The sequence below is a fragment of the Brevundimonas sp. genome (assembly GCF_036963785.1).
GTDB lineage: Bacteria > Pseudomonadota > Alphaproteobacteria > Caulobacterales > Caulobacteraceae > Brevundimonas.
Genome location: NZ_JBALUS010000003.1, coordinates 14,419 through 36,458, shown reverse-complemented (window position 1 = coordinate 36,458; position 22,040 = coordinate 14,419). Strand labels below are relative to the sequence as shown.

The window sequence follows — 22,040 nt, the reverse complement described above, 5'->3', positions numbered from 1 at the left end:
AGGCGAAATCCCGGGTCATGACGCGGTTCAGGCCCTTCATAACCCCGGTTCCTGAAATGATCCGATCCGCCCTTGTTTCCGCTTCGGTGCTCGCCGTTCTGGCCACCGCCGCCTGTGCGCCCGTCATCGAGGGCGGCCCCCCGCTCGACCTGCCGCCCGGTCTGGCCGAGACCGCCTCGATCGGGACCATCTACATGTCCAGCGACTGGCTGCAGGTCGAGGACGATTTCTCCGACACCTTCGTGGACGAGGTCGGAGAGGAGATGCGCACCTGCGCCGACGGCACCTGGCCGCTCGACCTCAGGCTTCACGTCGAGGACGTGCACCGCGCCGGACGTCTGGAGGTCGCCCTCAACGGCGAAGGCCGGCACCAGGTCCGCGCCGTGGCCGAGCTGGTCGATCCCCGTCGGGATAATCTTGTCGTCGGACGCTATCCGCTGGTCGTCGAGGTTGATGCCGGCGGACGCATGGCTGGCATCTTCGGCGACCGTCAGATGATCGTGGCCGAAGCGTTCGGCCGCGCCCTGTGCGACGCCGCCTTCTCGCGCAATCCGCGCCGCCCGGGCCCCCACAACGCCACGCCGGACTGATGCGCAGGGTTATCGTGGCGTCGCTCGTCGCGGTCGCGCTGGCGGGATGTTCAGCCGGCTTCTGGGACCTGGACCCCGAGGTGCGGATCGAACTCGCCCCGCCTGTCGCCTCAGCCGCGAGGATCGAGGCGGTCGAGGTGCGCAGCAGCGTCTACAACCCGCCGGATGCCTTCTCGGAGGCCTTCATCCCGGCCTTCCGCAGCCAGACTGACGCCTGCGCCCGTGGCCAGACCGTACTGCGCGCCGTCGTCTTTATCCACGCTCTGGACCGGGGCGGCACCCTGCTGGACGAGGACGGGCGCGGGCGTCTGTCCGGCAGTGTCGATCTCATGGATCCGCGTGGCCGGGTCGTCGGACGCTATCCCCTTTCGGTGACCCTTCCGGATTCCGGCGGCGACCTCACGGAGCGGCGCGTGAAGCTCGCCGACGCGCTCGGCGCCGAGCTCTGCCGGGAGGCCTTCGCACAGGGCGCCTGACATGAAAAAGGCCGGAGCGAACCCCGGCCTTTTCCGTGATCAGGATGCAAGGACCCCTCAGTCGCGGGCGAGATTCCGCAGGACGTAGGGCATCACACCGCCGGCCCGGAAATAGTCCAGTTCGGTGGCGTTATCGATGCGGCAGCGGACCGGGAAGCGGGCCATCTTGCCGTCGGCGGCGCGGAACAGCTCGACCCACAGGTCCTGACGCGGCTTCAGCTTGCCGACATTGGCGTCCGACAGGCCGCGAATGGTGACGATCTCCTCGCCGGTCAGGCCCAGACGCGTCCAGCCGTCCTGTTTGAACTGCAGCGGCACCACGCCCATGCCGATCAGGTTCGAGCGGTGGATGCGCTCATAGCTTTCGGCGATGACAGCACGAACACCCAGCAGGCGCGTGCCCTTGGCCGCCCAGTCGCGCGAGCTGCCGGTGCCGTATTCCTTGCCGGCGAACACCACCAGCGGACGACCCTCGGACTGATAGCGCATGGCCGCGTCATAGATCGACATGGTGTCGCCCGACGGGAAGTGTTTGGTCACGCCGCCTTCGATCTCGGGCGTGATCTTGTTGCGGATGCGGATGTTGGCGAAGGTGCCGCGCATCATCACCTCGTGGTTGCCGCGACGGGCCCCGTACGAGTTGAAGTCCAGCGCATCGACGCCGTGATCGGTCAGATAGACCCCGGCGGGTGAGCTCTTCTTGATCGAACCGGCCGGGCTGATGTGGTCCGTGGTGATCGAGTCGCCGAAGATGCCCAGGATACGGGCTTCGACCACATCCGTGACGGCTGCCGGCTCCATCGTCATGCCCTCGAAATAGGGCGGGTTCTGCACATAGGTCGAGGTGTCGTCCCAGGTATAGGTCTGGCCACCGGCGGTCTCGATACCCTGCCAGTGCTTGTCGCCCTTGAAGACGTCGGCATAGCGTTTGGCGAACATGGCCGGGGTGACCGACTTCTTCTGGATGTCGGCGATTTCCTGGTTGGTCGGCCAGACGTCCTTCAGGAAGACATCCTTGCCCTTCTTGTCCTTGCCGATCGGATCCTTGGTGATGTCGATGCGCATCGATCCGGCCAGGGCATAGGCGACCACCAGCGGCGGGCTGGCCAGATAGTTGGCCTGGACGTCGGGGTTCACCCGGCCCTCGAAATTGCGGTTGCCCGACAGCACCGAGGTGGCGACCAGACCATTGTCATTGATGGCCTTCGAGATCGCCGGATCCAGCGGCCCCGAGTTACCGATACAGGTGGTGCAGCCATAGCCGACCAGGTTGAAGCCCATGGCGTTCAGGTCGTCCTGCAGGCCCGCGGCCGTCAGATAGTCCGTGACCACCTGCGAGCCGGGCGCCAGCGAGGTCTTGACCCACGGCTTGACCGACAGGCCCAGCTTGCGGGCCTTGCGCGCCACCAGACCGGCGGCGATCAGCACCGACGGGTTGGAGGTGTTGGTGCAGCTGGTGATGGCGGCGATCACCACATCGCCGTCGCCGAGGTCGAACTTTTCACCCTCGACGGCGACGCGCGGGGCGTCCGCCTCGCGGCTGAACACCTCGCCCAGAGCCGTGTGGAAGGCCGGGGCGGCATTGGTCAGCTCGACGCGGTCCTGCGGGCGCTTCGGTCCGGCCAGCGACGGCACGACCTCGGCCATGTCCAGTTCCAGAACGTCGGTGAAGACCGGGTCCTCGGAGCTTTCGTCGATCCACAGGCCTTGCGCTTCGGCATAGGCCTTGACCAGGGCGACGCGCGCCTTGTCGCGGCCGGTAGCCGTCAGATAGTCGAGGGTCGCCTGCGACACGGGGAAGAAGCCGCAGGTCGCGCCGTATTCGGGGGCCATGTTGGCGATGGTCGCCTGGTCCTCGATGGTCAGGACGTTGACGCCCGGGCCGAAGAATTCGACGAACTTGCCGACCACGCCGCGCTTGCGCAGCATCTGGGTGACGGTCAGCACCAGATCGGTGGCCGTGGCCCCCTCGGGCAGGCGACCGGTCAGTTTGAAGCCGACCACTTCGGGGATCAGCATCGGAATCGGCTGGCCCAGCATGGCGGCCTCGGCCTCGATGCCGCCCACGCCCCAGCCCAGAACCGACAGGCCGTTGATCATGGTGGTGTGGCTGTCGGTGCCGACCACGGTGTCGGGATAGGCGACGGTCTTCTTGCCTTCCTCGGCCGTCCAGACGGTCTGGGCCAGATGCTCCAGGTTCACCTGGTGGCAGATGCCGGTCCCGGGGGGCACGACGCGGAAATTGTTGAAGGCGGACGAGCCCCAACGCAGGAATTTGTAGCGTTCGATGTTGCGCTCATACTCGCGGGCGACATTGGCCTCGAAGGCTTCGGGGGTGCCGTAGTGGTCGACCATCACCGAGTGGTCGATGACCAGATCGACGGGGTTCAGCGGATTGATGCGCGAGGGATCGGCGCCCAGCGCCGTCATGGCGTCGCGCATGGCGGCCAGATCGACGACGGCCGGAACGCCCGTGAAATCCTGCATCAGCACGCGTGCGGGACGGAAGGCGATCTCGTGCTCGACCGAGCCCTTGTTCTCGACCCAGGCGGCGACGGCCTTCAGGTCCTCGGCGGTGACGGAGACCCCGTCCTCGTTGCGCAGCAGGTTCTCCAGCAGAACCTTCATCGAGCGCGGCAGGCGGGAAATCCCGGTCAGACCGGCTTCCTCTGCGGCAGCAAGGCTGTAATAGGCATACTTCTTACGCCCGACGGCGAGATCCCGGCGGGTGGCGTGAGTGTCGATTGACGGCATGGAGAGCTTCCTCTGGCAAAGGCCGCCCGGACATCCGGTTGCGCGATCGCGCGACAGACGCAGGGGCACACAGGTCCCCGACGCGCGCGGCGAAAGCCTGCTGCGGCTGTCGCGGATATAGTGCGCGGTTGCGTGCGCGTCCATGTATCCCTGCTGGCATCATGGACATTGAGAGCGGTTCGCAAAACATCGGTGCCGGTATGATCCGCCTCACGCTCGACGGCCTGACCGTTCGGCGCGGGGAGCGCAGACTGTTCGACGGCCTGAACCTGACCGTCTCTCCCGGCGAGGCCGTGGCCCTCACGGGCGCCAATGGCGCAGGCAAGAGCAGCCTGTTGCGCGCCATCGCCGGGCTCCTGACGCTCGAGGCCGGGCGGATACGGTTCGACGAAAACGGGCAGGGTCTCGACCCGGAGGTCGCCCGCACCCGCCATCTGCATCTGATCGGCCATCAGGACGGGTTTCGCTCCGGCCGAACCGCGCGCGAGGAACTGGCCTTTCAGGTCGGCTGGTGTGGCGGAGGTCCGGGCGGCGTCGACGAAGCGGTGAAGGCGCTCGGCCTCGAAGGGCTCATGGATCTGGAGGTCCGGCGGCTGTCGGCGGGGCAGCGGCGGCGGCTGGCGCTGGCCCGCCTGCTGGCCGCCCCGCGTCCGGTATGGCTGCTGGACGAACCCCTGTCGCCGCTCGATGCCCGCTGGCGGGCCGAGGTCGGCCGGCTGATGCAGGGGCATCTGGCGGGCGGCGGCATGCTTCTGGCGGCGGTCCACGACCCCCTGCCCATCTCCGCCCGCGTCTGCGAGATCGGCGGAACGGCATGAGCGCGGCCCTCCTTCTGCTCCGGCGCGAAATGGCCCTGTCGTGGAACGGCGGCGGCGGGCCGCTGCTGGCCTGTGGCTTCCTGCTCAGCCTCGCGGTCATCGTTCCGCTGGGCGCCGGGCCGCGCCTGGACCAATTGGCCAATTTGGCGCCCGGCCTGGTCTGGTTGGCACTTTCCTTGGCCAGTTTGTTGACGCTGGAACGGCTGTTCGAACGCGACTTTGAGGACGGCACCCTCGACCTGCTGGCGCTCGGCTCCCTGCCTGACGAGGCCGTGGTCGCGGTCAAGGCACTGGCGCACTGGCTGACCCTCGGCTTGCCGCTGGCCGCCATGACCCTGCCCGTCGGGATCAGCCTCGGCCTCGCCCCGGGGCTGCTGCCCCTGCTGGCCCTGACAGCGGCGGTCGGGGCCCTGGCCTTCTCCGCAACCGGGGCGCTGGGCGCGGCGCTGGCCATCGGGGCGCGCAAGGGCGGCTTGCTGATCGCCGTCATCGTCTTGCCGCTGTTCCTCCCCCCGGTGATCTTCGGGGCCGGGGCGTTGGTCGCCCAGGCGGACGGCCGCTCGCCCGCCCCGGCCCTGGCCCTGTTGTTCGCCTGCGCCCTCGTGGCGGTGGTGATCGGTGTGCTGGCCGGGGCCGCCGGCCTGCGGGGCAGCCGGACATGACACCGCAAGCCGCGACATGCGGGCCGCTTGCCGCCCTGCGGTCGGGGGGGTAAGCCGCGCCCATGTTCGGTCTGGCCAATCCCGACAGATTTATGCGCGTCACCCGCCCGCTGGTCGGCCCTCTGTGGGTCATCGCGGCGGTGCTGCTGGCCGTGGGCTCGGTCTGGGCCTTCCGCGTGCCCGAGGACGCGCTGCAGGGCGACACGGTCCGCATCCTGTTCATCCATGTGCCGGCGGCCAGTCTGGGGCTGGCGGTCTATGCCTCTCTGGGTGTCAGCTGCCTCTTCTATCTGATCTTCCGGCATTCGCTGGCCGATGCGGCGGCCCGGGCGGCGGTGCTGCCGGGGGCGGCCTATACCGGTCTGGCCCTGATCACCGGCGCCCTGTGGGGTCAGCCCATGTGGGGCACCTGGTGGGTGTGGGACGCGCGCCTGACCTCCATGCTGGTGCTGTTCCTGCTCTATATCGCCTATGCGGTCCTTCGCGGGGCCTTTGACGACGAGGGCCGGGGCGCCCGCGCGGCGTCGGTGCTGGGTCTGGTCGGCCTGATCAATCTGCCGATCGTGAAATTCTCGGTCGACTGGTGGAACACCCTGCATCAGCCGGCCTCGCTGTTGCGCGCTGGCGGGACCAGTCTGGACCCGGCCTATCTGTGGCCGCTGCTGACCATGATGGCGGCGTATCTGGCCCTGTTCCTCGCCGTCTGGCTGACCGCCATTCGGACCGAAGTGGTGCGGCGTCGGGTGCTGGCCCTGAAATCACGGCGGGCACGGGAGGGAGCTCATGGTTGATCTGGACATGGGGTCCTATGCCGCCTTTGTCTGGCCCGCCTGGGCGGTGACGGTCGGCGTGCTGGTCGCGGTGGTCGCCCGCTGCCTGATGCAGGCGCGCCGCTGGAAGCGCGAACTCGACCGGCTGGAGGGGGACGACACATGAAACGCTGGCTGGCCCTGCTCCCGCTCGTCGCACTGGTCGGTTTGGCCATCCTGTTCGCAGGCTGGGCCCTGAACCGCGACCCGGCCTACAAGCCCGATGCCCTGGTCGGACACCCGGTGCCCGAAACCGTCCTGCCCATGCTGACCGGAGATGTCGCCGGGCCGGGGCAGGTCGACATCAAGACAGCGGGCGTGGGACGGCCCATGCTGGTCAATATGTTCGCCTCCTGGTGCGCGCCGTGCCGGATCGAACACCCGGTGCTGATGGAGCTGAAGGGGCAGGGGATCGCCATCGTCGGCATTGCCTACAAGGACGAACCGGCAGCCACCCGTGCGTTTCTGGACGAACTGGGCGACCCGTTTTCCATGGTTCTGGTCGATGCCGAGGGTCAGGCCGGGCTGGATCTGGGCATAGCGGGCGTGCCGGAAACCTATGCGGTCGACGCCTATGGCCGGGTGGTGGCCAAACACACCGGCCCCCTGACAGATGCGGCTGACGTGCGCCGTCTGGTCGACGCCCTCAACGCCCCGGCCGAGCGCCCGTGATCCTCGCCGTTCGGGCAGGCCGTTAACGAATTCTGAACCCTGTTCGTTAACCTGTGGGGGATGAGCGACATCCGCCCCTTCCTGCCCCTCAACCCGGCTGCTTCGCCTCCGGCGGGACCGGCCACGGGCGTTCGTCAGGCGCAGGCGGCGTTTTTCAGACAGGCGTTGGCCCAGGTCGAAACCGTGCAGCAGGTTGCAGCACGGCCTGCTGCGGCTGCCCCGGCGGAGCCCTCACGCACCGAAGCGCAGGCGGCGGATCGCCCCCTGCGCCCCGGCAGTTATCTGGATATCCGGGTCTAGTCCCGGCTTAGCGTTGCACCCAGCGTCCGTCGTTGGTGCGGTACCACTGGCCCGAGGTGATCCTCGGCAGCAGCTGGTTCTCGAACATCACGGCGCCGGCGACGGCCGTGGTCGTGCCCGCTTCGGCCGCGCTGCGGGCATAGGCCTGACGGCGGCCCGCGTTGATGACCTGTACCGCTTCAGTCAGGGCAGGGTCGGACGAGCTGACGCGAAAGCCCAGATAGCCGTCGGCCTGTTCGCCGACGATGCCCTCGGCCTTGGCCCGGTCCACCATCGCCTTTTGCTCGGCAGACTGGGCGAACGCACCGGTCGCGGCGACGCCCAGGGCGGCGACGGCGGCGGCGATGACGAAGAGTTTGCGGAAAGTCATGGTCATACCCTTCAGGGCTCGGTTCATCAGAACAGGTTGGGGTTCTCGATCAGAAGCTCTTGCAGCTCCCGATCAAGGCGGACCCGGACGTCGGCGTCGAGCTTGGCATAGATCTCGATCGGGGCGACTTCCAGGCGAATGGTCGGCGTGCACGCGCCCAGCGCCAGCGCGGTCGCGACGACCAGCAGGGCGGGGGCTTTGCGGTAGGGCAGAAAGGGCCTCATGTCCGGAAGTCTCCATCAGTGTCGGGGCCATACAGCGCCAACGGGGGTGAACAGGGTCTGAACGCGCGTATCGGCTTCGGGTTACGGCTCGCTCGCCGCTACGGGATCGGGCTCGCCGCGCCGGGCACGGTTGTAGGCGAGGATATCGGATACGATCTGGTCCATATTGAAGGTGGTGTCGAGCGTCAGCAGGATGCCGGTATCGGACGGCAGCTCCAGCGGCTGACCCAGGAAATCGCGCCGGATCACATCCATCAGGCCCAGTCGCAGCTCCTGGCGCTCGGGCGGATCGTGGCGGCCCCTGATGCGGAACAGCACCCCCAGCCGCCCGCCGTCCAGACTGTCGACACGCGCCGTCAGGGTGTCGAACGCCAGGTACTCCATTGCCTGATAGGCTAGGTCTTCGACCACGCCGGGCGGAATCTCTTCGCCCCCGCCGCCTGCTTCCAGCCCGGACAGCACCTCGCGCTGGATCGACAGCCGGCCCGGCTGGACGGCCTGCAGCGATCCCCCCGAGATGAGGATCTGGCCATCGGGATTGCGCACAAACGGAATGCTTCCCGAGACGATGGCGTCCAGCTGTACCTTGTCGCCAAACCCCGCCCCGGAAACCAGATCACCCAGCTGTACCCGCTCCAGCCGAATGGTCCCGCCCCAGGCAACCGCCGGGTCCAGCGGGACGTCGAACGGCTCGATCAACACCTGTCCAGCTCCGACCGCCAGCTCGGCGCCCGATACCGACAGGGCCGCCTTGTCGAGGGTGAAGGTCACGCCGAGATCGGTGACCCCGCCCGCAATCTCCAGCGAGCGGGCGGTCAGGGACTGGTCCGGCGCTGTGGTCAGCGGGGCCAGGCTGGTGAACTCGACCGTGCCCTCCAGGCCGGCGATCTGTCCGGCGGGGCTGGCAAAGGCCAGGTCGCGAAGGGCCAGTCGCCCGGTGCTGGTCCCGTCCTCCGCCGTCCAGGCAATCCGCCCGTCAAAGCGCGCCATGCCCGTGACCGGCTCGCCGACCAGGTCGGCGGCCAGTGGCGTCAGGGTCGAGGGCTGCAGCCCCCCTTCGGCAAAGGTCAGATCTCCGGTCGAGATGTCCACGCCGCCGATACCGGTCAGGCCATCGTGCGCCAGATCCAGCTGCGCCACCTCCATGCCGTCGCGTGCCAGGACAAAGTCACCCGTCCACGACTCGCCCCGCATCCGGGCGATGCCGCGTCCCTGCAGCGGATGAAAGCGGATCGGCCGGGTCGCATCGTCCAGACGGGCCTCGCTGACCGTCAGGTCCAGCGACAGACCCTGCGGGCGTCCGATCACCTCAACCGCACCACCCAGATCCTCAACCTCAAGCGCGAGGAAGGGCGCCCGCCCCGAGCCGTCCGCCAGCCGCCCGTCCACCCGCCAACCGCCGTCGGCGATCCGCACCAGCGGGGCACTGCCGGTGGGACACAGGCGCGTGACCAGATCGGCGACGTCATTCTCGCCCAGCTCCAGCCGCTCGGCGGTCACGGCCATACAGTCGGTGGTGGTGATGGTCACCGCGCCGTTGCGGCTCTGCAGGCGTCCATCGCCAGCCAGCGTCAGTCCCCGCCCCAGGCCAAAGTCCATCGCGGCACGACCATCAAAATCGGCCACAAAGCCCCCCGGTATCAGGGCCCAGCGCGGCACGGCAATCTCGGCCTCGGGCAGGCCGCTGCCCCGCGTGGAGGTCAGGCGAAACTGGCCCCCGGCCGCCTCGCCGTCCCGCAGCACCAGGACGGGCGCAGCGCCTTCGCGGATCGTCAGCTGACCCCCATTGCGCGGACGGATGGCGACGGGACGGGTCAGGTCCAGACGCCCGCCGCCGACCCCTGACCGATAGACAAAGCCCGGTGCCTCCAGCCGGAAATCGCTCAGCGCCGCCTTCATCGCGGCCAGTTCTGGCACATCGTCTGCGGCGGCCTCGCCGAGCAAGGGCCAGCGGCCCCGATCAGCGGCCAGCCGTCCGGCAAGGGTCAGCGCCCCGTCTGACACCAGATCCAGATCGAGTCCGCCTGACACACCAGCCAGCTGCAGCTCGCCGGACGACGCCTGCCCCGCACGGACCTGCCAGGGACCGGTGACCTCAAACCGGCCGTCGCTCCCGCCCGCGACCAGACGGGCCGTCGTCAGGTCCAGGTCCCGTCCGCCAAAGGCTTCGCTGTCCACGGCAGCAGCCCGAACCCGGGCCGGGCCGACACGGCTCCAGCGCGCAGCCTCGCCGGACAGATCGATAGTCGTCGCCGAGTCGTCGAGGCTGGCCCGGACCTCGGCCACGGACGCGCCGGCCCCCGTGAACCGCCCGGCTGTGGCCGTTCCCCGGCTGCGTCCCTCAAACCGGGGGCGTGTCAGGATGCCGGCCAGCTCTCCTTCGCCGGACATAGTGATCGAAACGATCTGTGCCTCCGTATCGCCGGCAGAGTAGGTCGCGGCATCCAGCGACAGCTCGACCTGCCCCGGCCCGTCCAGCCGCAACGGGGTTCCCTCCGGATAGGGCAGGACGGCTTCGACGTTGAGCGTCAGATCGCCGGCGGTGCTGTCCGCGCTGGCAACACGGTCGGCCGCAGCGGTCAGGCGAACGGTGGTGCGATCCCCGCGTGTGGTCAGGTCCAGGTCGGCGGTCAGTCCCCGCACCGACTGGTCGTCCAGCGCCAGAGCCGACGTCGGCATGCGGGCCGTCATCCGGACCAGACGACTGTCCTCGATCCGCGCATCGGCCAGCACCCGCACGGGACCGTAGGCCGTGGTCAGGCGCAACTCGCCCTGCTCGACCAGCACAAGGGGGGATGAGGCCTCGGGCTGGACCGGTTGGCTGGTGAACCGTTCGATCAACGGATCAAGGCTGCCGAAACTGAAGCGCCCGTCTTGCCAGGTCGCGCGCAGCGAGGGGGCCACCAGCCGGATGCGGCTGGGCCGGGCGCCGAGCCCCGCCTCCGACCAGGGGGCGGTCAGGCTGTAATCGACCTCGACCCGCTGGGCCAGAAAGTCCGGGTCCTCAGGATCGCCGATCAGGATCCGCCCGACAAAGCCGTCCAGCTCAATCCGCTCGACCTCGACCTCAGCGGCGATCCCCTGTCGATCCAGCCAGCCGACCAGAACCTCGCGCGCGACCATCCGCCGGTTCAGATAGAGCGCCGCCATCAGGATCAACACGCCGACGATGACGCCGGTCAGCACGCGCGGCCATGCCCGCCCGGGCCGCTTCCGCGCCGGCGAAGGGCTGTCTGTCGGTTCAGGCTCGGGAGAAAGTGGGCTCACGAGACGGTCATAGCCTGTCCCCGAACGGGACGCGCCCATCTTTCGAGCGGATCCCGGTCTGGATCAGCGCAGTGCCGGGGCGGACCAGGATGTTGCTTTGCGAGCACTGTAGAGTTGCCTCAAGAACACTATTGGACAGGGGCAGATGGTTCGGCGAGGTCGTGAAGATCAGGGCAAGATTCACAGTCCCAGTCGGGCATAACTCGAAGCAGGCGAGTTTGTTCTCGCTATGTCTGTCCTCCATGCAGGAAAACAGCCTTGGCCGTTAAGAGTTCGTAACCCTTGCGCTTCACATTGGGGGCCTGACGGGCTATAGGCGGACCTCCGGTGCCGGAGGGGCGTCTTCGGCGCGGAACTTGCTGGTATCACGCGTGGCGCCATACGGGCGTCGTCGACATGTCGGGAAACGATGGCTCAATTTGATCCGCGCCGCCAACCGATGCGCCTTGCGCCGCACATCTTCACCGCCTGCGCTGCCCTGGTGGTCGCCATGCTGGCGGGCCGGGTCTACCACCCGGTAAGGGCCGAGGTTCCGGTTGCGGTCAGCGCCGAGTCCATCACCCAGCTTGAAGCCCAGGCGATCGCCGCCGCCGGAACGCCGGTCGGCATGGGCACGCCGGAAGCCATCCCGGTCCAGATCCGCAGGGGCGAAACCTTTGAGCAGGCCGTGCGTCGCACCGGTATTCCGGACGAGGAAGCCCGCGCCGTCACCCAGACCATCGCCAACGCCTATGACGTCAACGAACTGCGCGCCGGTCTGCGCTTCGAGACCGCCATCGCCCAGCCGCGCGGCGGCCGGGGCGGGGCGCGCCTGATCGGCCTCACCATGCGCACGGGCCCGGCCAGCCAGCTGACCGTGTCCCGCACCTTCGACGGGGCCCTTCGCCTTCGCGCCATTGAAGAAAAAGTCACCCACGAAACCGTCGTGGTCCGCAGCACCGTCAAGGGCTCGATCTATGCCACCGCCCGTCAGGCCGGAGCCAACGGCCAAGTGATCCGCAAGGCGACCCAGCTGTTCTCGCACAAGTTCGACCTGGATCGCGATATCCGGGCCTCTGACGAGTTCGTGCTGGTGTTCAGCCAGACCGTCACCGAAAGCGGCCGTGTCGTCGAGGCGGGCGAGCTGCTGTATGCCGAGCTCAAGGGCCAGGTCTTCTATCGCTTCAAACCGGCCAATGCGTCGGAAGCCCAGTATTTCGACGCCTCGGGCAAGAACATGCGTTCGGCCTTCATGCGCACCCCGCTGGACCGCGCCCGTGTCAGTTCCTCCTATGGCTACCGCCGTCACCCGATCTCGGGCTACCGCCGCATGCACCAGGGCATCGACTTCGCCGCGTCGACCGGCACGGCGGTGCTGGCCCCTGCCGACGGCGTCGTGGTCGAGGCGCGCCGCTGGGGTGGCTATGGCAACTGGCTGCGCATCCGCCACGCCAATGGCCTTGAAACCGGCTATGCTCACCTGTCGCGCTATGGCTCGGGCATCCGCGCCGGCGTCCGGGTCCGTCAGGGGCAGGTCGTCGCCTATGTCGGCTCGACCGGGGCCTCGACCGGTCCGCACCTCCACTACGAAATCTGGCAGAACGGTCGCCGGATCAATCCGTCCGGGGTCAAGACCCAGGAAGGGACCATTCTCGGCGGAGCTGACCTTGCGGCCTTCCGCGCTGAGAAGACCCGCATCGACCGCGTGATCCTGTCCGGTGGCGAACAGCGCCCGACCACGGCCGGGGGCCTGCGCCGCGTCGGCGCCTGATCCCCGACCGGTTCAACAAACGCGAAGGCTCAGACTGAGCGCATCGCCTCGACGGCGGCGATCATGCGCGCCAGATCGTCCGGACCTGACAATCGATGGTCCCCCTCGGCGATCAGATCCAGTCGCACGTCCGCCGACTCCAGCTGCGCGATGAGGCCTAGCTGATGGCGCCAGGGCACCGACGTATCCTTCCGTCCCTGCAGGATGTGCACCGGACACCGGATCGGTAGCGGCCCCTCCGGCAGCATGCGGGCCCGCGCCTCCTCGAACATCGACCGGGTCAGCACATAGGGCCCCAGTCCCTCGTCCGGCATCAGCGTCTCGCCCGTTCCCAGAATCTCGGCCTGACGGACGGGCCCCAGATCCGGCCACATCAGCCGCTCGGTAAAGTCCTGCGCCGGATTGATCAGGACCAGCCCCCTGATCGCCTGTGGCCGCGCCAGCGTCAGGTTCAACGCCACCCAGCCCCCCATCGAGGATCCGACCGGCACCACCTGCTTCCCGGTTGCCTCGACCAGATGATCGACCAGCGCACAGGCATCCTCGCACCAGCGGCCGACGGTGGCCTCGCGCCATTCGCCCGTCGACTGCCCATGGGCGAAATGGTCGTAGCGGACAGAGGCCCAGCCCCGTTCGCGTGCGGCGGCCTCAAGGGCCAGCGCCTTAGTGCCCTCCATGTCCGAGCGGAATCCCCCGACCCACAGGATAATCGGCCCCTCGCCCTCGACCTGTTTCAGGGCCAGACGTTCGCCGTCGGGACGGGTCAGGTGGTCGGTCATGTCCGGCTCCTCTCGCCATGGGTCGCAGACCCTGATAGCCAGACCTGACCCCGGAAGCGAAGACGGAATCGCATGACACGCGCCCCCCAGGTCCTGTTCGTCACCTCAAACCGCATCGGCGACTGCGTGATTTCCTCGGGCGTGATCCGCGAGATCGGGCGTCAACTGCCGGGTGCCGCGATCACTGTGGCCTGCGGCCGGCCCCCGGCCCCCTTCTTTCGCGCCGCCCCCGGGGTCGAGCGGATCATCATCCTCGACAAGAAGCCGATGTCCGGACACTGGTATGACCTGTGGCGTCAGGTGCGGGGCACGCGCTGGGATCTGGTGATCGACATCCGCGGCTCGGCCCTGGCCTGGCTGGTGCACACCCGCCGGCGCGTCGTCTATACCCGGCAATGGGAGACGGGGGTCAGCAAGGTGGAAATGGTCACGCGCCTGATGGGCGCCGACGCCCCGCTTCACCCCGAGATCTTCCTCGACGAGACGGCCCGGCGCGAGGCCGCCGCCGTCATCGATCCCCAGCTGGCGGCCGGTGCCGGTCCCGGCCCGATCATCGCGCTTGCGCCCATCGCCCATCAGCCGGGCAAGTCCTGGCCCGCCGACCGCTGGGGTCAGCTGGTGGAGCGGCTGAAGGCCGATCCCCGCTTTGACGGCTGGCGCTTCATGCCGGTCGGTGGCCCCGGCGACCGGCCCCCGGCGACCCCGGCGCTCGAGGCCGCCGGCGAGCGCGGCATCGATTGTGTCGGCAAGGGCGACATCCTGTGTTCGGCGGCCGTCATCGACCGGGCGGCCCTGTTCGTCGGCAATGACTCCGGCCTGATGCATGTGGCGGCGGCCCTCGGCCGGCCGACGCTCGGCCTGTTCGGCCCGACGCAGTGGTGGCTGTATGGCCCCTGGGGCCCAAAGACCGCCACGGTCGCCTCCAACGAGACGCGCGGCCAGTTCGCGCCGATCGAGGATCTGACGGTGGATCGTGTCTTTTCTGCCGTGGTTGACCTGTATGAGGCCTGGCCAGAGGGGCGTCCGGGGCCCACGCCTTGAAGATTGGGCCGCGTAAGGTCATATTGCACAGTCAGGAAACGGGGCGGGTCGCCGCGCGTTTCCCTATGACAGCCGCCAATCTTCTTTCGACCACATAAGGAAACGACGCCCATTCGCCGTCCGATGCAAACTCCGCCCGTCAAGGATGGGCCGCCCATGAATCAGGATATCCGCGCCGCGCGCGTGCTCCTGATCGACCAGAACGGTGAAAAGCAGGGCGTGATGCCTCTGGCGTCCGCGCTGGAAGCCGCCGAAGAAGCCGGTATGGATCTTGTCCAGATCGTCTCGAACGCCGAGACGCCCGTCTGCAAGATTCTCGACTACGGCAAATTCCGCTTCGAGGAGCAGAAGAAGAAGGCCGCGGCGCGCAAGAAGCAGAAGGTCGTCGAGCTCAAGGAAATCAAGCTCCGGCCGAACATCGACACCCACGACTACGATGTGAAGGCCAAGGCCATGCACCGCTTCTTCGAGGAGGGCGACAAGGTCAAGGTGACCCTGCGCTTCCGCGGTCGCGAAATGGCCCACCCCGAACTGGGCATGAAACTGCTCAACAAGGTCCAGGCCGACTTCGAGGAAATCGCCAAGGTCGAATATGCTCCGCGCATGGAAGGCCGCCAGATGATCATGATCCTGGCGCCCAGGTAGGCGTCACGACCCGGGGGGGCACCATGACGGTTCGACGGGTTGCGAGCCTGTTTCGCATGCTTGTGGCGGTCGCGATGCTCTCGGCGCTGCCCGGGCTTGCGGCAGCCCAGACCGTGTCGACGAATACGCCCCCGCCGCTTGCGGCCTATGGGGCCCTGCCGTCGCTGGAGCTGCTGCAGCTTTCACCCTCCGGCCAGCGTCTTGCCTTCATCAGCGTGGCCGGCGAGCAGCGGCGCCTGATCCTTCTCGACCTCACCGCCCTGGCCCCGGTGGCCAATGTGGGTGTCGGCGAGGCCAAGGTCCGCGAGCTGCAATGGCTGGGCGAAGACCGCGTCCTGATCATCACCACCGAGACCCGTTCGGCCCGTAACCTCGGCATCGAGGATGCCGAGTTCGCGGCGGGACAGGTGTACCATCTGGCGGACGGGCGCGTCGTGCCGCTCCTGACGACGACGCGGGGCATGTTCCCGGCCCTGCTCAGCCCTGTGACGGTGGTGCCGGGCGACGGCCGGCCTGACCTGGTGGTTCGGGCGTTCTCGTCCGAGCGGCCCCAGCGCGTCGATCTTTACCGGGTCGATCCGGATACGGGCCGGGCCCGTGTTACCGACACCATGTTTCCCGAGACCAACGACTTCGTCTTCGACCCGGTCTCGGACCGCACTGTAGCCCGCAGCGAGTACCAGGGCCGCACGGGAGACTGGACCCTGCTGATCCGGAATGACGGCGGCGCTTTCCGTGAGGTCTGGAAGACGACGGCGCCCATCGACCTGCCGGCGCTCCTGGGCCTGGGGGTCAATGGCGACAGCGTCGTCGTGGCCGCAGATCGACCGGATCTGGCGTCTGCCGACGGCGAGGACGCCGGCTTCTTCGAAGTGAACCTGGCAACGGGGGAGTGGCAGTCGATCCGTCCCGGCTTCTTTCCCCAGTCGCTGTGGTTCCATCCCGCCACCGGCCGACTGATCGGGGCGGGTCGCCTCGACGACGATCGCCAGATCTATGCCTTCGTCGACGCAGACGCCCAGACCCTGTGGGAACGGGGCAAGGCCGCCTTGCCTGACGCCGCGCCGGTTCTGATCAGCTGGAGCGAGGATTTCCAGCGGGCCATCCTGTTCACCAGCGGTACGGGCGACTCCGGCACCTATTATCTGCTGGACCTGACGGCGGGCACGATGAGCGCGATCGGCGCCGCCTATCAGGAGATCGGTGCTGACCAGGTCGCCCCGATCCGCCCGGTCAGCTATGCGGCGGCGGACGGTCTGGAGATCCATGGCTATCTGACCACACCGCCCGGCATCGACGATCCGAAGGGCCTGCCGCTCGTCGTGCTTGTGCATGGAGGGCCCGCATCGCGCGACGTCCCGGGGTTCGACTGGTGGGCGCAGGCGATCGCCTCTCGCGGCTATGCGGTACTGCAGGCGAACTTCAGGGGGTCCACCGGCTACGGTGACGCCTTCCTCGAAGCCGGATATGGCGAATGGGGCCGCAAGATGCAGACCGACCTTTCGGACGGGGTTCGGTGGCTGGCAGACCAGGGCGTGATCGATCCGGAGCGCGTCTGTGTCGTCGGGGGCAGCTATGGCGGGTACGCGGCGATGGCCGGACCGACGCTGGACACCGGCGTCTATCGCTGCGCCGTATCGGTCAACGGGGTCTCCGATCTTCGTCGCATGGTGGATCGGGAGGCCCGCAGGCGGGCCGAGGACGAGAATGCTGCCGTGCGCTACTGGAACCGCTTCATGGGCGCTGAACGGCTCGGCGACCGTTCCCTGGATGAGCGCTCGCCCGTCCGGCTGGCGGCCCAGGCCGACGCACCGATGCTCCTGATCCACGGTCGCGACGACACCGTGGTCCCCGTCGAGCAGAGCCGTCTCATGGCCCAGGCCCTGCGCCGCGCAGGCAAGCCGGTCGAGCTGATCGAACTGGACGGCGAGGACCACTGGCTGTCGCGGTCGGACACGCGCCTGACGATGCTGACGGCGATGATCGACTTCCTGCTCGAGCACAACCCGCCCGACTGACCCGCGACCGGCACTGCACGCTCGCGCCGGAGGCGTCGGCGTTGTCGTGCGGGTTCACCTGCGGCTATGCTGTCGCGCAGCAGGGATTGCGGGGAGGCATATATGCACAGACATCTGACTGTCTTTATCGGCGCCTTGGTTTGGCTTTCGGCCCTGATCGCGGCGCCTGCCCAGGCCCAGGTTCGGCCCCAGGACGTGCCGCTGGACGCCTGGGCGTCCCTGCCCGCCATCAGCAGCGTCACCGTCTCGGACGATGGTACCCGTCTGGCCTATCTGCGTCGCGAGGGTGAGCGGTCGGTCGTCGTCGTCCAGTCAACGGCCGGTGACGTCCTGGTCACTGTGGATGTCAGTGATCGACGGTTTACGGGGTTGCAGTGGCTGTCCCCGGACCATGTCGGCATCTGGTCCCTCGTGCTTGAAACCCGACTGACTGTGGGGATCAGTCATCAGCCCCAACTCGATATCGTCAATGCCCGCACCCAGAATGTTGCGCGGGCCCTGCGATCCGCAGACCGCAGCGTGGTCAATGCAATCTATGGCCTGACGCGGGGGGAGTACCGCGGCGAGCCCACCATCTATGTCGAGGCTGTAACGAGCGAGGGGTCGCCCTGGACCTATGATGTCTATCGTGTGGATCTGGACAATGGCCGCGGCCGCCGGGTCGCGACGGGTCAACAGGACGCCTCGGGATATCTGATCCGCCCGGACGGCAGTGTCGCTGCGCGCATTGCCCGCTCGGAAGACTCGACCCGGTTCCGTCTTGCGACCCCGGACGGCTCCGGCGGTTGGCGGACGATCTATGAAACCGTCAGCCTTCTCGATGGGCCCGGGGTCTGGGGCTTTGGTCATGACCGCGATCACGCCATGATTTCGGTGACCGAAGGTCAGGACGTCAATCTGGTCGAGATCAGTCTGAAAACGGGCGAAACAGTCAAGACGACGCGAATGCCCGATGCGCCCTCCGGACCCTTCTATGACCGGTACGATCGACTGGTAGCCATGGGGACCTACGGCGACGACGCCAGCTACACCTTCTTCGAGCCGGATCTGGAAGCGGGCTGGACCGTCATGACCCAGGGCCTTTCAGGGCGCCGTCTCACCCTGGAGTCGTTCAGCGACGACTTCCAGACCGTTGTGGTGCATTCCGATGGCGTCTCGGATTCGGGCACATACTTCCTCTACAACGGCGCGGCGCGGTCCGTTTCGGTGGTCGGGCGCTCCTATCCGAATGTTCCGGTTGATGCGATCGGCCCGATCTTCATCATCAACTACAAGGCCGCCGATGGCATGGATCTGATGGGTTATCTGACCCTGCCGCCGGGACGTGAGCTGAAGGATCTGCCGCTGGTGGTTATGCCGCACGGTGGTCCGGCTTCGCGCGACTATCTGGAGTTCAACTGGCGCGCCCAGGCCCTGGCGTCGCGCGGCTATGCGGTCTTCCAACCGCAGTTCCGGGGGTCAGACGGCTTTGGCGAGGCCCATCTCCAGGCCGGTTATGGCGAGTGGGGCCGCAAGATGCAGACCGACCTGTCCGATGGGGTCAAACACCTGGTCGAAGAGGGCATGGTCGACGCCGAACGCGTCTGCATCGTCGGAGCCAGCTACGGCGGCTATGCGGCGCTGCAGGGCATGGTCACCGAACCGGGGGTGTATCGCTGTGCTGTATCCATTGCCGGCGTGTCTGACCTGCCGGCCATGCTGGAAGCCGAAGCCCGACAGAGGGGCAGTGGCACGACCTCTCAAAACCCTGTCATCCGGTACTGGGCCCGTTTCATGGGGGCGGACAGTCGCCGGGATTCCATCCTTCAGGAGTTGTCGCCGGCACGCAACGTCGGTTCCATCCAAGGGCCGATTCTGCTGATTCACGGTCGAGATGACACGGTTGTTCCGCTCAACCAGAGCCAGATCATGGACCGCGCCCTGCGATCGGCCGGAAAGGAGACGCAGTTGATCATCCTGGAGGGTGAGGATCACTGGGCCTCTTACGCCCCGACGCGACTGGCGATGCTGGAAGCCACCGTCGCCTTCCTGCTCGAACACAACCCTCCGGACTGAGGACTCGTGCCCTTGCGTTCGGCGGGGCCTTGCCGTATGACGCGCGCCTTCGCGTACCGAACCGCCGGGCGAACAGGCATGCCTGGGCGGTTCCAGAACCCAGTGCGTCCACCCTCCGGACTTTCAGTCCGAAGACCGGTCGCCGACAAAGGAATGGAAAATGCCGAAACTGAAGACGAAGTCGGGCGCCAAAAAGCGCTTCAAATTCACTGCGAGCGGCAAGGTCAAGGCCGGTGTGGCAGGCAAGCGTCACCGCTTGATCAGCCATAACTCCAAGTACATCCGCCAGAACCGCGGCACCCAGGTCATGGCCGACGCCGACGCCAAGAAGATCAAGTCCTACATGCCCTACGCCTGAGCGTAGCCGCACAGACCGACTGACTTCATCGCATCGAACGAATTTGAACAGCGGCCCTCAAGCAGCAAGCGACCGCGTCGCGCGCGCTAGGGCCCTTCCGAAGGAAGATATAGAATGGCTCGCGTCAAAAGAGGCGTCGTCTCGCACGCCAAGCACAAGAAGGTTCTGAAACAGGCCAAGGGTTTCTACGGCCGTCGCAAGAACACCATCCGCACCGCCAAGGCCGCCGTCGATCGCGCCGGCCAGTACGCCTACCGCGACCGCCGCACCAAGAAGCGCAACTTCCGCGCCCTGTGGATCCAGCGCATCAACGCCGCTGCCCGTCTGGAAGGCTTCACCTATTCGCAGTTCATGCACGGCCTGTCGAAGGCCGGCATCGAAATGGACCGCAAGGTCCTGGCCGCGATGGCTGCTGACGAAGCCGGCTTCAAGGCCGTGGCTGACAAGGTTCGCGCCGCCCTGGCCTGAACCCGTCAAGCCTGACGATCTGACAGCGCCCGCCTCCCCCTCGGGACGGCGGGCGTTTTCATGTCCGAAGGGCGCCACGGGCCGCCCGGCCACGCTGGATGCAACCGGGGCCGGGCCCTGCCGTTTGAGGGGGACACCGCAACAGGAGTTCTCCCATGTCCGTCGCCCGCGTTACCGAAATCACCTCGTCCTCGACCGTCAGCTTCGAGGATGCCATCAAGAAGGGCATTGCCCGGGCTGATGAGACGCTGGATCAGGTGCGCGGCGCCTGGGTCCAGGAGCAGAAGGTCGTCGTTGACGGCGGCCAGATCACCGAATACCGCGTCAATCTGAAGATCACCTTCGTGCTGAAGGACGGTTCAGGCCGCGTGGCTTAAGGGCTCGCTCATGGCCCGGCGGATGGCATCCAGCAGGACGTCGGGCTGTATGGGCTTGGAGACAACGGCATTCATGCCGGCGGCCAGATACTGACGCGCGTCCGCGTCGTCGGCATTGGCGGTCAGGGCCAGCACCGGGATGAAGCGCCTGCCGTCGCCCAGCGCGCGGATGGCGCGCGTCGCCTCGACGCCGTCCATGACCGGCATCTTGATGTCCATCAGGACCAGATCGAAGGCGCGGGCGCTGACCGCCGCGACCGCCTCGGCGCCGTTCTCCACCGCCTCAAAGCTGCAACCGAACATTTCCAGCAGCTTGCCGGCCAGGAACCGGTTGGTGGGGTGATCATCCGCCACAAGGACGTGCAGGGTATCGTGCGGCGTCGGTTCGGGGCGGGTCTCCCCGGCGATCCGGTCGCCGGACGCTGCGGCCTCCAGCACGAAGTCAAAGCTGAACCGGGCGCCCCCGAACGCCGATGTCCCGGCCGAGATGGAGCCGCCCATCCGCTCCACAATTTGACGACAGATCGCCAGTCCCAGACCGGCGCCGGCACCCTCGCGTCCCGCCTCCCCGGTATTGAAGGGCTGGAACACCTGCTCGATCCTGTCCGCCGGAATGCCGGGGCCGCTGTCCTCGACAGAACCCTCGATCCGGGTCCGACCACCGGATTCTGTGCCCTTCAGCCAGACCCGGACCTGTCCGGACGGGGTGAATTTCAGGGCGTTTCCGATCAGATTGTTCAACAGCTGCTTGAGCCGTAATTCATCGCACTGAACCCAGTCGTGCCCTGAGGTCTCGCACCTGACCTCCAGGACAAGCGCCTTCTCCTCGGCGCGCGCCCGCCAAAGGGCCATAAGATCCCCCGCCAGGGCGGACAGTCTCATCGGCGCCGGTTCCAGTGTCAGGATGCCAGCGTCGGCCCGCGACATGTCGAGCGCATCGGTCAGAAGGCGCAGCAGGCTCTGTCCGGAATCGAGGATGGTGCGGACGTGTGGCCTGAGATCCTCCTGGGTCAGCTTTCGCTCCATCAGGGCGGCGACGCCCAGGACCCCGTTGAGAGGGGTCCGGATCTCGTGGCTCATCACAGCCAGAAACTCGGACTTGGCACGGCTGGACGCCCGCGCCTCGGCTTCGGCCCGGCTCAGGTCCCGGGCCAGGGCCGCCATCTCGTCGGCTCTTCGGCGAGCCAGGGCGCTGGCGGCCTGTAGCACCTGCACTCCGGAGCCGACGCCACTGTACCGGCCGTTCTCGGTGATGATGAAGCCGCCCAGCAGACCGCCCAGCTCGGAATCGTCGAGACTCTGGAACAGGGTCGCGGCGTCCATCGCGCCATCGAAGACCATGGGGCTTGCATCCATGAGGGCCGAGACCGGCCTGCGGGCATAGAGGGCGCGGCCGAACTCGGCAGCCATCTTCAGGGTAAAGGCATGGCGTTCGATCAGACCGACGGGTCGCCCGTCCTCATCGACCACGCCGATGGCCAGGGCGTTGGGCTCGGTCCGGAAGCGCTCGAACACGTCCGACCCGAGGACGTCGGGCCCGACCGGCTCGGCGATGACGCGATAGTCCCTGATCCGGGCCATACAGAACGCTCCTGACTTCGGGGCGC

General features: G+C 67.5%; 22 protein-coding genes. 16 read left to right on the top strand and 6 right to left on the bottom strand.

All coding sequences use genetic code 11. The annotated features are described in order from the left end of the window. The first annotated feature begins 56 nt into the window (after positions 1-56). Positions 57-590 carry a hypothetical protein gene (locus V7672_RS06865; protein WP_335623855.1) on the top strand — a complete coding sequence of 178 codons (534 nt, stop codon included), beginning with the start codon at positions 57-59 and terminating at the stop codon, positions 588-590. After that, complete coding sequence (locus V7672_RS06860; RefSeq protein ID WP_335623854.1) at positions 590-1,066, top strand: hypothetical protein; 477 nt, start codon at positions 590-592, stop codon at positions 1,064-1,066. The genes V7672_RS06865 and V7672_RS06860 overlap by 1 nt, the downstream gene beginning before the upstream one ends. Before the next feature lie 57 nt (positions 1,067-1,123). Here the strand turns inward: V7672_RS06860 and acnA are convergent, their stop codons facing one another. Beyond that, positions 1,124-3,820 (bottom strand): aconitate hydratase AcnA, encoded by a 2,697-nt coding sequence (gene acnA / locus V7672_RS06855; RefSeq protein ID WP_335623853.1) that lies wholly within the window; start codon positions 3,818-3,820, stop codon positions 1,124-1,126. Positions 3,821-4,020: 200 nt separating this feature from the next. On the opposite strand from acnA, the gene ccmA reads away from it, so the two are divergent. The 6 genes from ccmA (at position 4,021) to V7672_RS06825 (ending at position 7,081) form a co-directional block, all read left to right on the top strand. Then, the gene (ccmA, locus tag V7672_RS06850; protein ID WP_335623852.1) at positions 4,021-4,638 is read left to right on the top strand and encodes a heme ABC exporter ATP-binding protein CcmA; all 618 of its coding nucleotides are present in this window, start codon (positions 4,021-4,023) and stop codon (positions 4,636-4,638) included. Beyond that, entirely contained in the window at positions 4,635-5,300 is a 666-nt protein-coding gene (ccmB, locus tag V7672_RS06845; RefSeq protein ID WP_335623851.1) for a heme exporter protein CcmB, read from the top strand. Before ccmA ends, ccmB begins: the two co-directional genes overlap by 4 nt. Positions 5,301-5,362: 62 nt before the next feature. Next, positions 5,363-6,091, top strand: a complete 729-nt coding sequence (ccmC, locus tag V7672_RS06840; RefSeq protein WP_335623850.1) for a heme ABC transporter permease CcmC — start codon at positions 5,363-5,365, stop codon at positions 6,089-6,091. Next, entirely contained in the window at positions 6,084-6,236 is a 153-nt protein-coding gene (gene ccmD, locus V7672_RS06835) for a heme exporter protein CcmD (protein WP_335623849.1), read from the top strand. Before ccmC ends, ccmD begins: the two co-directional genes overlap by 8 nt. Beyond that, positions 6,233-6,781: a DsbE family thiol:disulfide interchange protein gene (locus V7672_RS06830; protein WP_335623848.1), complete on the top strand. Its 549-nt coding sequence runs from the start codon at positions 6,233-6,235 to the stop codon at positions 6,779-6,781. The genes ccmD and V7672_RS06830 overlap by 4 nt, the downstream gene beginning before the upstream one ends. A 60-nt stretch (positions 6,782-6,841) precedes the next feature. Next, on the top strand, positions 6,842-7,081 hold the full coding sequence (locus tag V7672_RS06825) for a hypothetical protein (RefSeq protein ID WP_335623847.1): 240 nt from the start codon (positions 6,842-6,844) through the stop codon (positions 7,079-7,081). Positions 7,082-7,088: 7 nt separating this feature from the next. Here V7672_RS06825 and V7672_RS06820 read toward each other — a convergent pair whose 3' ends face one another. The 3 genes from V7672_RS06820 to V7672_RS06810 all read right to left on the bottom strand — a co-directional run bounded on the left by V7672_RS06820 (position 7,089) and on the right by V7672_RS06810 (position 10,942). Further along, positions 7,089-7,451, bottom strand: coding sequence for a YdbL family protein (locus V7672_RS06820; RefSeq protein WP_335623846.1), 363 nt, complete (start codon positions 7,449-7,451; stop codon positions 7,089-7,091). Between the two features lie 26 nt (positions 7,452-7,477). Further along, positions 7,478-7,675 carry a YnbE family lipoprotein gene (locus V7672_RS06815; protein ID WP_335623845.1) on the bottom strand — a complete coding sequence of 66 codons (198 nt, stop codon included), beginning with the start codon at positions 7,673-7,675 and terminating at the stop codon, positions 7,478-7,480. An 81-nt stretch (positions 7,676-7,756) separates the two neighbouring features. Then, positions 7,757-10,942, bottom strand: a complete 3,186-nt coding sequence (locus V7672_RS06810; protein WP_335623844.1) for an intermembrane phospholipid transport protein YdbH family protein — start codon at positions 10,940-10,942, stop codon at positions 7,757-7,759. Between the two features lie 409 nt (positions 10,943-11,351). On the opposite strand from V7672_RS06810, the gene V7672_RS06805 reads away from it, so the two are divergent. After that, positions 11,352-12,692, top strand: a complete 1,341-nt coding sequence (locus V7672_RS06805) for a peptidoglycan DD-metalloendopeptidase family protein (RefSeq protein WP_335623843.1) — start codon at positions 11,352-11,354, stop codon at positions 12,690-12,692. Between the two features lie 29 nt (positions 12,693-12,721). Here the strand turns inward: V7672_RS06805 and V7672_RS06800 are convergent, their stop codons facing one another. Continuing rightward, a complete protein-coding gene (locus V7672_RS06800; protein WP_335623842.1) occupies positions 12,722-13,471 on the bottom strand; it encodes an alpha/beta hydrolase in 750 nt (249 codons plus the stop codon). A gap of 72 nt (positions 13,472-13,543) precedes the next feature. Between V7672_RS06800 and V7672_RS06795 the strand changes: the two genes are divergently transcribed. From V7672_RS06795 to V7672_RS06765, 7 genes are all read left to right on the top strand, one after another. Beyond that, on the top strand, positions 13,544-14,512 hold the full coding sequence (locus V7672_RS06795; RefSeq protein ID WP_335623841.1) for a glycosyltransferase family 9 protein: 969 nt from the start codon (positions 13,544-13,546) through the stop codon (positions 14,510-14,512). Between the two features lie 123 nt (positions 14,513-14,635). Next, entirely contained in the window at positions 14,636-15,157 is a 522-nt protein-coding gene (infC, locus tag V7672_RS06790) for a translation initiation factor IF-3 (RefSeq protein ID WP_123286284.1), read from the top strand. Positions 15,158-15,180: 23 nt separating this feature from the next. Beyond that, complete coding sequence (locus V7672_RS06785) at positions 15,181-17,175, top strand: S9 family peptidase (protein ID WP_335623840.1); 1,995 nt, start codon at positions 15,181-15,183, stop codon at positions 17,173-17,175. Between the two features lie 102 nt (positions 17,176-17,277). Then, a complete protein-coding gene (locus V7672_RS06780) occupies positions 17,278-19,230 on the top strand; it encodes an alpha/beta hydrolase family protein (RefSeq protein ID WP_335623839.1) in 1,953 nt (650 codons plus the stop codon). 160 nt (positions 19,231-19,390) lie between these two features. Next, positions 19,391-19,588 (top strand): 50S ribosomal protein L35, encoded by a 198-nt coding sequence (rpmI, locus tag V7672_RS06775; protein WP_335623838.1) that lies wholly within the window; start codon positions 19,391-19,393, stop codon positions 19,586-19,588. A gap of 114 nt (positions 19,589-19,702) precedes the next feature. Continuing rightward, positions 19,703-20,056, top strand: a complete 354-nt coding sequence (rplT, locus tag V7672_RS06770) for a 50S ribosomal protein L20 (protein ID WP_322260206.1) — start codon at positions 19,703-19,705, stop codon at positions 20,054-20,056. Between the two features lie 155 nt (positions 20,057-20,211). Next, on the top strand, positions 20,212-20,433 hold the full coding sequence (locus V7672_RS06765; protein WP_335623837.1) for a dodecin family protein: 222 nt from the start codon (positions 20,212-20,214) through the stop codon (positions 20,431-20,433). Here the strand turns inward: V7672_RS06765 and V7672_RS06760 are convergent. Then, a complete protein-coding gene (locus V7672_RS06760) occupies positions 20,416-22,014 on the bottom strand; it encodes a response regulator (protein ID WP_335623836.1) in 1,599 nt (532 codons plus the stop codon). The genes V7672_RS06765 and V7672_RS06760 overlap by 18 nt on opposite strands. Positions 22,015-22,040 lie beyond the last annotated feature (26 nt).